At 62.7% G+C, this 14532-nt stretch carries 18 protein-coding genes and 2 pseudogenes; 9 read left to right on the top strand and 11 right to left on the bottom strand.

The annotated features are described in order from the left end of the window. Positions 1 to 2: 2 nt before the first annotated feature. Entirely contained in the window at positions 3 to 371 is a 369-nt protein-coding gene (gene sdhD, locus B3P22_RS19960) for a succinate dehydrogenase, hydrophobic membrane anchor protein (protein WP_296272286.1), read from the bottom strand. Further along, on the bottom strand, positions 365 to 739 hold the full coding sequence (gene sdhC, locus B3P22_RS19955; RefSeq protein WP_161865465.1) for a succinate dehydrogenase, cytochrome b556 subunit: 375 nt from the start codon (positions 737 to 739) through the stop codon (positions 365 to 367). The genes sdhD and sdhC overlap by 7 nt, the downstream gene beginning before the upstream one ends. 362 nt (positions 740 to 1101) lie before the next feature. Between sdhC and gltA the strand changes: the two genes are divergently transcribed. Then, on the top strand, positions 1102 to 2382 hold the full coding sequence (gene gltA, locus B3P22_RS19950; protein ID WP_275544921.1) for a citrate synthase: 1281 nt from the start codon (positions 1102 to 1104) through the stop codon (positions 2380 to 2382). A 63-nt stretch (positions 2383 to 2445) separates the two neighbouring features. Here the strand turns inward: gltA and B3P22_RS19945 are convergent, their stop codons facing one another. The 3 genes from B3P22_RS19945 to B3P22_RS19935 all read right to left on the bottom strand — a co-directional run bounded on the left by B3P22_RS19945 (position 2446) and on the right by B3P22_RS19935 (position 4309). Further along, entirely contained in the window at positions 2446 to 3045 is a 600-nt protein-coding gene (locus B3P22_RS19945) for an START domain-containing protein (RefSeq protein ID WP_296272285.1), read from the bottom strand. Positions 3046 to 3111: 66 nt separating this feature from the next. Continuing rightward, a complete protein-coding gene (locus B3P22_RS19940) occupies positions 3112 to 3363 on the bottom strand; it encodes a YkgJ family cysteine cluster protein (RefSeq protein WP_197856421.1) in 252 nt (83 codons plus the stop codon). A gap of 73 nt (positions 3364 to 3436) precedes the next feature. Beyond that, entirely contained in the window at positions 3437 to 4309 is an 873-nt protein-coding gene (locus tag B3P22_RS19935; protein WP_296272284.1) for an NAD(P)-dependent oxidoreductase, read from the bottom strand. Between the two features lie 121 nt (positions 4310 to 4430). Here B3P22_RS19935 and B3P22_RS19930 point away from each other — a divergent pair, with 121 nt between their 5' ends. The 3 genes from B3P22_RS19930 (at position 4431) to rhtA (ending at position 6603) form a co-directional block, all read left to right on the top strand. After that, a complete protein-coding gene (locus B3P22_RS19930) occupies positions 4431 to 4979 on the top strand; it encodes an exonuclease domain-containing protein (protein WP_296272283.1) in 549 nt (182 codons plus the stop codon). A 138-nt stretch (positions 4980 to 5117) separates the two neighbouring features. After that, positions 5118 to 5399, top strand: a complete 282-nt coding sequence (locus B3P22_RS19925) for a pyrimidine/purine nucleoside phosphorylase (RefSeq protein WP_197856418.1) — start codon at positions 5118 to 5120, stop codon at positions 5397 to 5399. Positions 5400 to 5751: 352 nt separating this feature from the next. Then, positions 5752 to 6603: a threonine/homoserine exporter RhtA gene (rhtA, locus tag B3P22_RS19920; protein ID WP_197856417.1), complete on the top strand. Its 852-nt coding sequence runs from the start codon at positions 5752 to 5754 to the stop codon at positions 6601 to 6603. Between the two features lie 11 nt (positions 6604 to 6614). Here rhtA and B3P22_RS19915 read toward each other — a convergent pair. From B3P22_RS19915 to B3P22_RS19895, 5 genes and pseudogenes are all read right to left on the bottom strand, one after another. Next, a pseudogene (locus B3P22_RS19915) lies at positions 6615 to 8291 on the bottom strand (ABC transporter transmembrane domain-containing protein); the annotation flags it as partial. Positions 8292 to 8298: 7 nt separating this feature from the next. Beyond that, positions 8299 to 8706, bottom strand: a complete 408-nt coding sequence (locus B3P22_RS19910) for a DoxX-like family protein (RefSeq protein ID WP_296272282.1) — start codon at positions 8704 to 8706, stop codon at positions 8299 to 8301. Next, complete coding sequence (locus B3P22_RS19905; RefSeq protein WP_296272281.1) at positions 8699 to 9127, bottom strand: thiol-disulfide oxidoreductase DCC family protein; 429 nt, start codon at positions 9125 to 9127, stop codon at positions 8699 to 8701. The genes B3P22_RS19910 and B3P22_RS19905 overlap by 8 nt, the downstream gene beginning before the upstream one ends. Beyond that, positions 9124 to 9714, bottom strand: a complete 591-nt coding sequence (locus B3P22_RS19900) for a DUF1287 domain-containing protein (RefSeq protein WP_296272280.1) — start codon at positions 9712 to 9714, stop codon at positions 9124 to 9126. The genes B3P22_RS19905 and B3P22_RS19900 overlap by 4 nt, the downstream gene beginning before the upstream one ends. Before the next feature lie 9 nt (positions 9715 to 9723). Then, the gene (locus B3P22_RS19895; protein ID WP_296272279.1) at positions 9724 to 10839 is read right to left on the bottom strand and encodes an ATP-NAD kinase family protein; all 1116 of its coding nucleotides are present in this window, start codon (positions 10837 to 10839) and stop codon (positions 9724 to 9726) included. A gap of 147 nt (positions 10840 to 10986) precedes the next feature. Between B3P22_RS19895 and B3P22_RS19890 the strand changes: the two genes are divergently transcribed. Continuing rightward, complete coding sequence (locus B3P22_RS19890) at positions 10987 to 11163, top strand: PA1571 family protein (protein ID WP_296272278.1); 177 nt, start codon at positions 10987 to 10989, stop codon at positions 11161 to 11163. A 41-nt stretch (positions 11164 to 11204) separates the two neighbouring features. Here the strand turns inward: B3P22_RS19890 and msrB are convergent, their stop codons facing one another. Then, the gene (msrB, locus tag B3P22_RS19885; protein ID WP_275544911.1) at positions 11205 to 11600 is read right to left on the bottom strand and encodes a peptide-methionine (R)-S-oxide reductase MsrB; all 396 of its coding nucleotides are present in this window, start codon (positions 11598 to 11600) and stop codon (positions 11205 to 11207) included. Positions 11601 to 11887: 287 nt separating this feature from the next. On the opposite strand from msrB, the gene B3P22_RS19880 reads away from it, so the two are divergent. The 4 genes and pseudogenes from B3P22_RS19880 to B3P22_RS19865 form a co-directional block, all read left to right on the top strand. Further along, positions 11888 to 13099: a pyridoxal phosphate-dependent aminotransferase gene (locus tag B3P22_RS19880; RefSeq protein ID WP_197856411.1), complete on the top strand. Its 1212-nt coding sequence runs from the start codon at positions 11888 to 11890 to the stop codon at positions 13097 to 13099. A gap of 10 nt (positions 13100 to 13109) precedes the next feature. Further along, positions 13110 to 13856 (top strand): SDR family NAD(P)-dependent oxidoreductase, encoded by a 747-nt coding sequence (locus B3P22_RS19875; RefSeq protein ID WP_296272277.1) that lies wholly within the window; start codon positions 13110 to 13112, stop codon positions 13854 to 13856. Between the two features lie 2 nt (positions 13857 to 13858). Continuing rightward, complete coding sequence (locus B3P22_RS19870) at positions 13859 to 14311, top strand: hypothetical protein (protein WP_197856409.1); 453 nt, start codon at positions 13859 to 13861, stop codon at positions 14309 to 14311. Between the two features lie 88 nt (positions 14312 to 14399). Continuing rightward, a pseudogene (locus B3P22_RS19865) lies at positions 14400 to 14532 on the top strand (protease HtpX); the annotation flags it as partial.

Genomic DNA, 14532 nt, shown 5'->3' with positions numbered 1-14532 from the left:
AATCAGAAACCCCACAGAATCTGCACGCCCCAGACGAACATCGCGAACATGGCGATGCCACACACGGCCTGGAACAGGAAACGCACACCAGTCGCCCACTTGCCCAGCGCCATCGGCGTCAGGTAGTCGGTGGAAATGGTCCACATGCCAACCCAGGCGTGCACGCTCAGTGCAACCAGGGCCAGCAGGCTGAAAATGCGCATTGCGGTATGCGAGAACAGACCGTGCCATTCGGTGTAGCCCATGCCCGGATTGCAGATCACATAGCCCAGCAGAAACAGCGTGTAAGCCGCGAGAACGACCGCAGAAACGCGTTGCGCCATCCAGTCATAGAGGCCCGAACGCGAGAAATTCGTGACATTAGTTACCATATCCACACCCCCAGCAGCACGATCACGACCGCCGCAACGGCGATGACGATTTTCGAGCCCAGCTTGCCGCCTTCCAGCGTCTCGCCGATGCCCATGTCCATGATCAAGTGGCGCACGCCGGCCACCAGGTGATACAGCAGAGCGGACAGAAGACCCCAGATCACGAACTTGGCCAGCGGACTGGCCAGGCATTCTTTCACCTGGGCGAAGCCCTCTTCGGAGGTCAGCGACTTGTCGAGGCCGAACAGCAGGATGGCGATACCGACAAAGAGGATGACACCGGAGATACGGTGGAGAATGGAGGTGTAAGCGGTGACTGGGAGCTTGATAGTCCTAAGGTCTAGGTTTACAGGTCGTTGGCTATTCACGGCTTTTTATCACACTGAGAGCCCCTAACTATCAGGGCAAAGTTGTTGGGAAGTGCACTGGTCAGGTACCCATCACCCAAGGAGTGACGACCGCCATGATATGGCCGCAAAGCCCCTGGCGGTCGGGCGCAGAGTATAGACAGTTAGCAGACTAATGACAATGCAATGCCCTACCCCAAAAAGCGCATTGCAGCCTTTATTCAAATGGCGTAAATAGCGGCCTTTTTTCGTTGATAATCCCGCGCAAACCCTTCTACTGCCTGGGTTCTCGCAAATTGACTTTCGGATTTATCCCACTATAGTGGTGCGGGCCCTGCGTGGGGGGCCGTCTGATGATTTCAAGCATAACTAGGAGGCCACATATGGCTGACAAAAAAGCGCAGTTGATCATCGAGGGCAATGCCCCCGTCGAACTGCCCGTTCTGACCGGCACTGTTGGTCCCGATGTAATCGATGTGCGGAACCTGACCTCCACGGGTCGGTTCACATTTGATCCTGGTTTCATGTCGACCGCCTCTTGCGAGTCGAAGATCACCTACATCGACGGCGACAAGGGTGTTCTGCTGCATCGCGGCTACCCCATCGAGCAGCTCGCCGAGCAATCCGACTACCTGGAAACCTGCTACCTGCTGCTTAACGGCGAACTGCCGAGCAAGGAAGAGAAGGCCAAGTTCGTCAGCACCATCAAGAACCACACCATGGTTCACGAACAACTGAAGACCTTCTTCAACGGTTTCCGCCGCGATGCCCACCCGATGGCCATCATGTGCGGCGTGGTTGGCGCCCTCTCCGCCTTCTATCACGACTCGCTGGACATCAAGAATCCGCAGCACCGCGAAGTATCGGCCATGCGCCTGGTGGCCAAGATGCCGACCATCGCCGCCATGACTTACAAGTACTCCATGGGCCAACCCATGATGTACCCGCGCAATGACCTGAATTACGCGGAAAACTTCCTGCACATGATGTTCAACACCCCGTGCGAGATCAAACCGATCAGCCCGGTGCTGGCCAAGGCGATGGACAAGATCTTCATCCTCCACGCCGACCATGAGCAGAACGCCTCCACCTCCACCGTACGCCTGGCAGGCTCTTCGGGTGCCAACCCGTTCGCCTGTATCGCTGCCGGCATCGCCGCGCTGTGGGGCCCGGCACACGGCGGCGCCAACGAAGCGGTGCTGACCATGCTCGACGAGATCGGCAGCGTGGAGAACATCGACAAGTTCGTGGCCAAGGCCAAGGACAAGGATGATCCGTTCAAGCTGATGGGCTTCGGCCACCGCGTCTACAAGAACTTCGACCCGCGCGCCAAGGTCATGAAGCAGACCTGCGACGAAGTACTGGCCGAACTGGGCATCAACGACCCGCAGCTGGAACTGGCCATGAAGCTGGAAGAGATCGCGCGCAACGATCCTTACTTCAAGGAGCGCAACCTCTACCCGAACGTGGATTTCTACTCGGGCATCATCCTCAAGGCCATCGGCATCCCGACCTCGATGTTCACCGTGATCTTCGCCCTGGCGCGTACCGTCGGCTGGATCTCGCACTGGAAGGAAATGCTCTCCGGCCCGTACAAGATCGGCCGTCCGCGCCAGCTGTACACCGGCTACGAGCAGCGCGACCTGCCCGCCGACCGCGACTGATAACGCCGCGAAACCAAAAAGGCTGCCAATCTGGCAGCCTTTTTTATTGCCGAACGAGCCGTCTCAGCGCCCTTCCACTTTCGCCCGCAAGCCTTGCAGCGTCTGCAACGGCGCATCGACGACGAAACTGTTGGCCAACCACGACGGCACGCTGCCGCCCGGCTCGGTATGCGCCTCGTACGTTACTTCAACCTTGCCGCCGTCCAGCGGCTTCAGGTGCCACTGGCCATCGACACGCTGCACGCGGACGAAATCCTTCTCCTCCGGCAAGCGCTCTGGCACCGCCTTGAGCAGACGGGTAACGCTGCCATCGGCTTCGGTTCGCGTCGTCACCTGAATCACCGAATCTCGCGCCTTCACCGGCCAGGGCGTCTCGAAGCGAGCGTACAACTCGCTGACATCGCCCCTGGTCTCGAGCAAGCGCTGCTGCTGGCAACTGAAGATCCAGGCGCAGGAGCCCTCGACATCTTCCTGCGCGGCCTGCACCGCGGCCAGATCGCCATCGATCGTCACGACACCGCGATAGGCCTTGTATTTCGACCCCGGCACATCGGCCAGATACACGCTCACGCCATCCTCTTCACGCTCCAGCTGCCACTGCCTTTCGGCAGCCTGGGCGGTGATTACAGTCAGCATCATGAGCAAAACGGAAAAACGCATCATCTTCAGGCAACTCCCGTCAGGACTGTTTGCGTTTCGACCGGCGCAGAACGCAGCCGGTTCAGATCCTCAGGCCGTCGCCTGCTCCAGCCAGCCCAGCATGCGAATGGCGCTGTCGCGATCGTCGGCGCACAGGTCCACGTCTGCCTTGAAGCCACCACATACGGCGGGGCGTTCCGGGCGACCAAAAATGGCGCAGAGAAACTCGGCAGTGAGATGAATGCAGCGCACGCCGGCCGGCTTGCCGTTCGGCATGCCTGGAATCGGCGAGCTAATGGAAGGCGCGATGCAGCAGGCACCGCAACCGGCACGACACTCCATGAAACGACCTCGACTACAAACGAACGGCGGCGATCCTAATGAGGCGCGCGCCGTCCGTCGAGGCCTTTCGCGGTCAGCGGTTACGCTGCAAACGCGCCAGGAGGCTGGAGGTGTCCCAACGCCCGCCGCCCATACCCTGAACATCGGCGTAGAACTGATCGACCAGCGCCGTCACCGGCAGCTGCGCACCATTGCGACGCGATTCCTCGAGCAGGATCGACAGGTCCTTGCGCATCCAGTCGACCGCGAAGCCGAAATCGAACTCGCCGGCAAGCATGGTCTTGTAGCGATTCTCCATCTGCCACGACTGCGCAGCCCCCTTGCTGATCACATCGACGACCGCATGGCCATCGAGCCCCGCGCACTGGGCGAAATTCAGCGCCTCGGCCAGCCCCTGCACCAAGCCGGCGATGCAGATCTGGTTGACCATCTTGCTCAGCTGGCCGCTGCCGGCCGGCCCCATCAGACGCATCATGCGCGCATAGCACTGGATTACCGGCTCGGCGATCGCATAGGCTTCGGCTTCACCACCGACCATCACGGTCAGCACGCCATTGACCGCACCGGCCTGGCCACCGGACACCGGCGCATCGAGAAAACCAAGGCCACGCTCGGCCGCGACGGCAGCCAGTTCACGCGCCACATCGGCCGAAGCGGTGGTGTGGTCGACCAGGATGGCACCCGGCGCCATGCCGGCGAAGGCGCCCTGCTCGCCGAGAATCACGCTGCGCAGGTCATCGTCGTTACCTACGCAGCACATCACCAATTCGGCGCCCGCCGCCGCCTCGCGCGGGGTTGGCGCGCTGCTGCCGGCATACTCCCCCATCCACTGCTCGGCCTTACCCGGTGAACGGTTATAGACCGTCACCTGATGACCCTTGCGGGCGAGATGCCCGGCCATCGGATACCCCATAACGCCCAAGCCGATAAATGCGACCTTTGCCATAACAACCTCCTGCGGACATAGGTCGCAGAGCCTAACACGACGTTTGCCCCGGCCGGAAAGGCCTTCCATACTGCCTGCCAATCGGCCCCGAGCAAGGCCTTGCGAACGATTAGGAGCACCAATGGGACATTGGTTGGTCATCGACCTGGAAGCCACCACCGACGAAGGCGGCTGGCCGATGGAAGAAATGGAAATCATCGAGATCGGTGCCAGCCTGGTTGGTGCTGACGGCCATGAGCGCGATCACTTCCAGCGCATCGTCAAACCGCAGCGGCGCCCGTGCCTGACCGATTTCTGCCGCGAGCTCACCCACATCACCCAGGCCGACGTCGACGGCGCCGCATCAATGCCGCAGGTCTGGAGCCAGTTCGAGCGCTGGCTGTCGCAGCATGCGCCGCGCCTGGTCGGCTGGAGCAGCTGGGGCGACTATGATCGCCGCCAGCTGGAGCAGGAATGGCGTCAGCATCGGCTCGATAGCCTGCTGGCTGACGTACCCCACCTGAATCTGAAGCAGGCATTCGCCAAGGCTCGCCAGCTGCAGCGTCCGGTCGGCCTGCACAATGCCTTGCAGTTGGCCGGCATGCAGTTCCAGGGGCAACAGCACCGTGCGCTCGAAGACGCACGCAATACCGCGCGCCTGCTGCCACTGGTACTGCCTCTCAAAGACTGATGACGAAGAAAAGGCGCTTGGGCATACTGGCGGCCCTTTTATGAACTGCCATCGATGGCGGCCATCCTTCGGGCCGCCGCAACGCGACGTAAAAGATGGCTCCCAGCCAGTTTTCTAACCCCTTCCAAGGAATCGCAGATGTTCAAGGTCAACGAGTACTTCGACGGCACCGTCAAATCCATCGGCTTCGCCATGGCCGAAGGCCCCGCCACCATCGGTGTAATGGCCCCGGGTGAATATGAGTTCGGCACCAGCCAGCTGGAAGTCATGCATGTCGTCGCCGGCGCACTGACCGTCAAGCTGCCAGGCAGCGACAGCTGGAACACCTTCGAAGCCGGCAGCAAGTTCACCGTCGAGGCCAACAGCAAGTTCCAGCTCAAGGTCGCCGTCGACACCGCGTACCTGTGCGAATACCGCTGACGGACCAGCGCCCGTTAAAACACCGGCCCTGGCAGCCAATGCCAGGCCATCAGGAAAGAAGCCGCGACTGTTTTGCCCGATTGCGGCTGTTCTTGACCCAAGGGTAGTGAAAGCTGCCCATTTCGCGGACAAGTCCTCTCCTACAGAAGCGCTGCTCGTGGGAGCGGACTTGTCCACGAAGTTTTACCCGTCGCATCCCTTGCAGCAGTCATGCTTCCACACAAGCCGTTACTGACCGGTATCTGCCCCTAGCAGGCACTTAACGCGGCCAGGGCAGGAAAAAAGCCGTCCTCACGGAAAACGGATAGCCCGGCCACCTAACAGCCCCCTGCGATTTCATCAGGACACCTTCATGCCTCGCTCCGCCCTTCTTGTCCCCATCGCTTTGCTGGTGGTGGCCATGGTCTCTATCCAGAGCGGTGCCTCGCTGGCCAAGAACCTGTTCCCGCTGGTCGGCGCCGAGGGCACCACAGCCCTGCGCCTGGTGCTCGGCGCGATCATTCTGTCGCTGGTGATGCAGCCCTGGCGTGCCCGGCTCGACCTGCGCAAATGCCACGCTCTGCTGGCCTACGGCCTGGCGCTCGGCGGCATGAACCTGATGTTCTACATGGCGTTGCAGAGCATCCCGCTGGGCATCGCCGTAGCGCTGGAATTTACCGGTCCGCTGGCCCTGGCGCTGTTTTCCTCGCGTCGCCTGCTGGATTTCGTCTGGGTGATTCTGGCCATCGCCGGCCTGTGGATGCTGCTGCCGACAGGCGCCACGCAAAGCGCCATCGACCCGCTCGGTGCGGCTTTGGCGCTCGGCGCCGGCATCTGCTGGGCGCTGTATATCGTCTTCGGGCAGAAGGCCGGCGCCCAGCATGGTCGCCACACCGTCGCACTGGGCACCTGGGTCGCCGCGCTGCTGGTCTTGCCCATCGGCGTCTGGCACGCGGGCAGCGACCTGCTCAGCCTCGACCTGCTGCCCATCGCCCTTGGCGTCGCGGTGCTGTCGTCGGCCCTGCCCTACAGTCTGGAGATGGTCGCCCTGACACGCCTGCCAGCGCGCACCTTCAGCGTACTGATGAGCCTGGAACCGGCAGTCGCCGCAATGTGTGGCCTGGCCTTTCTCGGCGAGAAGCTGCTCTGGGGCCAGTGGCTGGCCGTGGGCGCCATCATCGTCGCCTCGGCCGGAGCGGCCGCCACTATCAGACCCAAGAGCTAGTTGCTGAACTGCAGCNNCCCCTGTTCGACCACGGCGATGCGGTCTGCCTGCTTCACCGTGGCCAGGCGATGGGCGATCACCAGCGTGGTGCGCCCGGCCATCAGCGATGGCAGCGCCTGCTGGATCAGGTGTTCACTCTCTGCATCCAGTGCGCTGGTGGCCTCGTCGAGCAGCAGGATCGGCGCATCGGCGAGCAATGCCCGGGCAATCGCCAGACGCTGGCGCTGCCCGCCGGAAAGTCCCAGACCTGCTTCACCCAGGTGGGTCTGGTAGCCCTGCGGCAGACGCTGGATAAACTCATGTGCGTGCGCTGCCCGCGCGGCGGCTTCCACCTCGGCCTGGCAGGCATCGAGGCGGCCATAGCGAATGTTGTCCTCGACCGAGCCGAAGAACAGCGCCGGGTTCTGCGAAACCAGGGCGAAGCAGGCACGCAGCTCACGCGGGTGCAGTTGGTCGATCGGCACGCCATCGATCAGGACGCGCCCGGCCTGCGGGTCGAAGAAGCGCAACAGCAGATCGAACAGCGTCGACTTACCCGCTCCGGATGGCCCCACCAGCGCCAGCGTTTCCCCGGCCGCCACCCGCAGGTCGATACCATCGATGGCGTAACTGTCCGAACGCGACGGATAGGCGAAACGCACGCCCTGCAACTCGATTCGGCCCTGTACCGGCTGCGGCAGATGTTGCGGCTGCTGCGGCGCGACGATGGCGTTGCTGGAACGCAGCAGCTCGCCGATACGCTCGGCTGCGCCTGCCGCGCGCTGCAGCTCGCCGATCACCTCGCTCAGGGTGCCGAAGGACGAGCCGACGATCAGGCTGTAGAACACGAAAGCCGCCAGCTCACCGCCGGAAATGCGCCCGGCGATCACATCCATGCCGCCGACCCAGAGCATGACGCCCACCGCCCCGAGCACCAGCACGATGACCACCGTGATCAACCAGGAACGCTGGGCAATGCGTTTACGCGCCACATCGAAAGCGGCCTCGGCGGACTCGCCAAAGCGCCGCTTGTCCTCGTTCTGGTGGTTGTAGGCCTGCACCGTCTTGATCTGCCCCAGCACCTCGCCGACATAGCTGCCGACATCGGCCACACGATCCTGACTCTGCCGCGACAGCGCGCGCACGCGGCGGCCGAACAGCAGGATCGGCGCCACCACCAGCGGCAAGGCCAGCAGGACGATACCGCTGAGTTTCGGATTGGTGATCACCAGCAGCACGCTGCCGCCAATCAGCATGATCAGGTTACGCAGCGCCATCGACAGCGACGAGCCGATCACCGACTGTAACAGCGTGGTATCAGCCGTCAGTCGCGACTGGATCTCCGAACTGCGATTGCGCTCGTAGAAGCCGGGATGCAGCTCGATCAGGTGATCGAACACTCGCCGGCGGATGTCGGCCACCACCCGCTCGCCGATCCACGACACCAGGTAGAAACGCGTGTAGGTGCCGAAGGCCAGTGCCAGCACCAGCACGAAGAACAGCAGCAGCGACTGACGCAACGCAGCCGGCGATTGCGTAGCCAGCCCCTGATCCACCAGCAGCTTGATACCCTGCCCCATGGACAGCGTGATCGCCGCCGTGAACAGCAAGGCCAGCAGCGCACCCAGCACCCGGCCGCGATAAGGCACGATAAAACGCCAGGCCAGGCGCATTGCGTCGCGCTGACGAGAAGACAGCAACGAGATCATACGGGCCTCAGAAGTCGGTAGCCGTGGGCGCCTCGGCCAGCCAGGCCACGGCGCACAGCGCCAACGCAGCCAGGTTGGTAGAAAGCGGATTGAACGCCTGGATCAACAGATGGGGGCTGAGCAGCGCCACATCAAGCAGCAGCACTAGTAATGCTGCGCCGGCAACCAGCAGAGGCCAGCGCCGCCGACGTACGATCAGCAGCAGGATGCCCAATAGGATCTCGGCGACACCGCCGACAGCCGCGATCAACTGCGGCGCGAACAGAGGATGGTCCGGCAGGCCGTGGGCAGCGATCATCGCCACCTCGTCGGGGCTCAGCCAGAGTATCTTCGGCGCCAGGCCATGCCAGATGAAGACCGCTGCCAATGCCAGCCGTGCAAGCCAGGCGATGTGCGCCAGGCGCCGCTCAGTCATGCAGAAAACGCTCGGCATGATCGGCCGTGGGCAGCATGCATACGTCATGTCGACCGAACAGGCGATAGCGATTAAGCGCAATGCGGTCATAACACCAATCGCGCAGCGGCCTGGGCACCAGACGCAGCATCCTCAGCACACGCCAGGGCACAGGCAATCGAGCGAGAATGCGCAGCAGCGCCGTGGAGCGCACATGCAGCCCCGCCTCGTCGATCAGGGCCATGGTGTCGAAACGATCGGTCGGCAGCCCGTACCAGGCCAGCAACGCCTGCCCCTGGGCGGACTGCACGGAGGCCAGGCGAAACTGCCTGGTGCGGTCATGGCGGATAAGAAACTTCGCCCAGCCGTTGCACAGTTTGCACACGCCGTCGAACAGCACGACGCGCTCGCCAGCGGCGAGACAAGGCGCCCGTTCAGTCATTGGCCGGCACTCACCTGCTGGGCGACTGGCCGATAGTGCCCCGTGATGCGGTAGGCGAACAGAATGTCTTCTTCCTGCGTGCCACGGCCGATGTTGTGTAGGATCAGCGGTGCTGCACCGGGTGCCTGGCGATCACTGACGATGCCGATATGAGTCAGGCCACGCCCTAGATCCCAGGTGACAATATCACCAGCTCGGTAAGCCGCAGCGTCCTGACTGACCGGCAGCGAACAGCCCTGGCGCTTGAACCAGGTCATCAAATTGGGCACGCGGCGGTGGTCGATATTGCTGTCCGGCCGGCTCAGCCCCCAGTTTTTCGGGTAGACGGCAAAGTTGCCACGCATATCGCGATGCACCGCCTCCTGCAGATCCAGTCCCTGCTGACGCAGCGCACGGATCACCACGTCGGTGCATACGCCGGTAGCCATAGGTACGTCGCCACCGGGATAACTCAACTGTCGGTAGGCCGGGTCATAACCCAGAGTCACGCCGACCTGCTTGCGTGCATCCAGCACCAGCCTGTCAGCTTCGATGGCCTGCGCGGCAAGCGCCAGCGACCAGACCAGCAGTAGAACCAGCATGCGCATTTCGATCTCCTATCGACTCAGGGGGTAGAGCAACTCTTCCTTGTAACCCGCCCAGACCCGCACGGCATCGGGGAAGGCATCATCCAGCGCCACGTCACCACTGTCGACCAGCAGCGGCCGGCCCTTAAGCGTTGCCAGCTTGCGCTTGGTGGCGACCACGCGCAGCCGCTCCAGGCCGACGGCGCGCAGCACACGCGGGCTGATCTGCTGATTGCCGCGGCCGATGATATGCCCCTGACCGCCGATTGCGGTCACCAGCAGGTAAGTCGGATGCCCCTCGACCAAGGCGAACAGTTGGGCTTCGTTGACGTCGCGGGCAATCACCTGGCCGCCCTCGATCACATCGACACCGAGCAGGGTAGTTTCCAGCCCGAGATTCTGCGCCAGACCGTGCAGGGTCGAACCGGGGCCGAACACGTAGCGAGCGTCAGGCTCCCACTCGCTCTCCAGCCAGGCGGCCAGATCGGCCAGCACCAGTTCCTCGGACTCCATCCCACCTTGCTTGACCGCTTGCACATAACCGCCCTCTTGCGGCACGCACAGCTCACCATACCAGCGCGCGGTGACACGCCCTTCGCGCAGCGCGGCCTCGTCGATATCGCGCACTTCACCGCTGGCCAGGCGCACCAGGCCACCTTCGACCAGTCGCGCGGTCAACTCGCCCGCCGCACGTGGGCTGATGGCGTAAACGCCGGACTGGATCTTTACCCCGGCCGGAATACCCAGCACCGGCTGCGACGCGTTCACCACCGCACAGACGTCACGCGCGGTACCGTCGCCACCGGCGAACAGAATCAAGGCCACGCCGGCGTCCTGCAGTTGCTGCACCGCACACTGAGTATCTTCGGCGCTGGTGGCACCTTCGCCCAACTCACCCAGCAGACGATGCGCGAAGCCCATCTGCGCCAATAGATCGCCACCCATCGCCCCCGGGTAACTGACGAACTCGACGCGCTCGCCAAGCGGTAGCAATTGTTCCAGCGCGGTACGCGTGCGCTGCGCGGCCTTTGCCTCGACACCCAGAGCCAGCGCTTGCTCGGCCATGCCGTCGCTGCCCTTGAAGGCGGCCGGGCCGCCCAGCCCGGCCACGGGGTTGATGATCAGACCAATATGAAAACGCGCCATGTATTCCTCGTTTCAGGCAAGCTGGCACGCAGCCTGCACTAAGACTTTCGCCAAATGTTTTGTGACGGAGTTCCGCCGTTGCAGTTGTCACCGCGCCTTCATCTGATCGATCTAGACTGGCGCGCACTACTGATGAGGAGACAGGCCATGAGCTTGCAGAACAATGCCCAACACCACCCCGCCACCACCCAGCAACGGCAGCAACTGGTGGGCGGTTTTATCATCGATGGTCAGGGCCGCGAAGTGCCAATCACCGAAGACATGATTCAGCAAGCCTGCAATGCCCTCGAAGAAAGCCGCCAGGGCTCGCATCTACAGGGTTGAGCGGTGTGCGCCAGGCACACAAGGTGCCTGGCATGCCATATTCAATCGCGCGGTAGCAACTTCAGCGACAGCGAATTGATGCAGTAACGCAGCCCGGTCGGGCGCGGGCCATCCGGAAACACGTGCCCCAGATGAGCATCGCACTTGGCGCATTTGACCTCGATGCGGTGCATGCCATGGCTGTAATCGTCGAGGCTGGCGATCACCTCATCGTTGATCGGCTGGAAATAGCTCGGCCAACCACTGCCGGAATCGTACTTGGCGTCCGAATCGAACAGGGCTTCGCCGCAGCAGGCGCAGTGGTATATACCTGGGGTCTTTTCGTCATGGTAAGCGCCAGTGAACGGTCGCTCCGTGCCGCCCAGGCGACACACATGGAACTGCTCGTCCGTCAGTTCCTCACGCCAGCTGTCCAACGACTTGTCGACTTTATCCACGAACGGATACCTCCTCGGTAATAGGCAACACGGGGCTTCGCATACGACGTCAGCATCACATCAGGCGCTCGCCCCGCAAACTGCGACTGCAAGTTTTCCGGGCCGCGACACGAATGTGCGCAGCGTGGCAGGCCAGAAAAAAGCAGGCCCGGCACCTTTGCCGCGCCCAGGTCGCCACGTATGATTCGACCCCAGTCTGTCACCCACGTTAAGGGCTGCCAAGATTCCCCGCCGGGAGAATTTTGCAGCGTGCTTCAGTGGGTTCTCCTTAGCTCGGGATTTCTTACATGCAGGTCAGCAAATCGAACAAGCTCGCCAACGTCTGCTATGACATTCGCGGGCCGGTGCTCAAGCACGCCAAGCGTCTGGAGGAGGAAGGCCAGCGCATCCTCAAGCTGAACATCGGCAACCCGGCACCGTTCGGTTTCGAAGCGCCGGAAGAAATTCTCCAGGACGTCATCCGCAACCTGCCTACCGCCCAGGGCTACAGCGACTCCAAGGGGCTGTTCAGCGCGCGCAAGGCGGTGATGCAGTACTACCAGCAGAAGCAGGTCGAAGGCGTCACCATCGAGGACATCTACCTCGGCAACGGGGTGTCCGAACTGATCGTCATGGCCATGCAGGCGCTGCTCAACAACGGTGACGAGGTGCTCATCCCGGCGCCCGACTATCCGCTGTGGACTGCCGCCGTGGCGCTGTCCGGCGGCAAGCCGGTGCACTACCTGTGCGACGAGCAGGCCGGCTGGTTCCCCGACATCGCCGACATGCGCGCCAAGATCACGCCGAACACCAAGGCACTGGTGCTGATCAACCCGAACAACCCCACCGGGGCGGTGTATTCCAAGGAAGTGCTGCAGGATATCGTCGAACTTGCGCGCCAGCACAACCTGGTGATCTTCTCCGACGAGATCTACGACAAAATCCTCTACGACGAAGCCGTGCACATCAGCACCGCCTCGCTGGCGCCGGACGTGCTCTGCCTGACCTTCAACGGTCTGTCCAAGAGCTACCGCGTGGCCGGCTTTCGTTCCGGCTGGGTGGCGATTTCCGGGCCCAAACACAAGGCGCAGAGCTACATCGAAGGCCTGGATATCCTCGCCAACATGCGTCTGTGCGCCAACGTGCCGAGCCAGCATGCGATCCAGACCGCGCTCGGCGGCTACCAGAGCATCAACGACCTGGTGCTGCCCAACGGCCGCCTGCTGGAGCAGCGCAACCGCGCCTGGGAATTGCTCAACGACATCCCTGGCGTTAGCTGCGTGAAACCCATGGGGGCGCTGTACGCTTTTCCGAAGATCGACCCGAAGGTTTGCCCGATCCATAACGACGAGAAGTTCGTCCTCGACCTGCTGCTTTCCGAGAAGCTGCTGATCGTCCAGGGCACCGCCTTCAACTGGCCGTGGCCGGACCACTTCCGCGTGGTCACCCTGCCCCGCGTCGACGACCTGGAGCAGGCCATCGGCCGTATCGGCAATTTCCTCAAGACCTACCGTCAGTAAGGACTGCAGCATGGCCCAGGGTAGACGCTACCTGCTTACCGGTGCCAGCTCCGGTATCGGCGAGGCCTTGGCTCGCCAGCTCGCGAGTCTGGGCTACGATCTGGCGCTCGCGGCTCGTCGGGAAGATAGCCTGCAACGACTGGCCGCTGAACTGCGCCAGGCGTACGGCCGCACCATCGTCGTGCTACCGCTGGACGTCACCGACTATGCCGCCTGCCATCAGATCGTGGCCCTGGCCCGCGAAGGCCTTGGCGGGCTGGACGGGCTGATCGCCAACGCAGGCATAGGTCTCGCCGGCAAGGCCGGCAGTGGCCATTTCGAACGCTACCGGCAAACCCTGGAAACCAACCTGATCGGCGCGATCGCTTGCCTCGATGCTGCCGCCGCCCTGTTTCTTCAACAGGGCCACGGCCATCTGGTGGCCATTGCCTCAGTCGCCGGCAAGCGCGGCCTCCCCGCCTCCGCCGGCTACTCGGCGAGCAAGGCCGGGCTGATCAGCCATATGCAGTCGCTGGAACTGGAGCTGTATCGCAGCGCCATCGCCACCACCACCATCCTGCCAGGCTATATCGATACGCCGATCAACCAGAATGGGGGACCGCGCCCCTTCCTGATCGGTGTCGAGCAAGGCGCCCGATTGATCGCCCGACACATCGAGAAACGCAGCCGCAGCGCCTACGTACCCGGTTGGCCGTGGGCGTTGATCGGGCGTTTGTTATCCTGCCTGCCCACCTCGCTGCTGGCACGAGCCCTGTAATCATGGACCTGCAGATCGACGACTTCTACAAGGACGCCGCCAGCGGCCTGCTGATGCTCTATCAGGCCTTCCCGCGCAAGATGGCGCTGTACGTGGAAGACCTGATCGGCCGTGAGGAGCCGGATGAATTCGGCCTGCCCAGCAAGCGTCACCAGGCCTGCCTGGGCGCGTTGCTGTGGCTGGCCGAGGAAGGTTATCTGCGCTTCGAATCGACCATCGCCTACGACGCTCTCGATCAGGCGGTGCTCAGCGAGAAAGGCTTTCTGCGCCTGTCGCGCGCCATTCCTCACGCCCTCGGTGACGGGGAAGCGCTGCCGGCGAGCGTGCGCCGCGTGCATGCCACACTGGCCTTCCAATTGCGCGAGGCGCTCGCTCAGCAGCACGGGGAACGCACCGCTCGGCTTACCCGTCTATTGTTTGGCGCCCAGCCCGCCGGCACAGGCGACATAGTTTGAAATAGTCGCCAGTTGAAAGCCCCTGGGGGGCGCCCTTATATAAGCCGGCATTAGTAAAAGTCTTTCCCCGTGAGGAGTCCGTTCACACATGATGCGCATTATGTTGTTCCTGGCCACCAACCTGGCAGTGCTGGTTATCGCCAGCATCACCCTTAAGTTGCTGGGGGTTGATCGCTTCACCGGCCAGAACCATGGCAGCCTGCTGATCTTCTGCGCCGTGT

It is taken from the genome of Pseudomonas sp. UBA6323 (assembly GCF_002439135.1).
GTDB lineage: Bacteria > Pseudomonadota > Gammaproteobacteria > Pseudomonadales > Pseudomonadaceae > Aquipseudomonas.
Note: the sequence above shows the minus strand (reverse complement) of the source record. Positions and strands in the feature narration are given on the sequence as shown.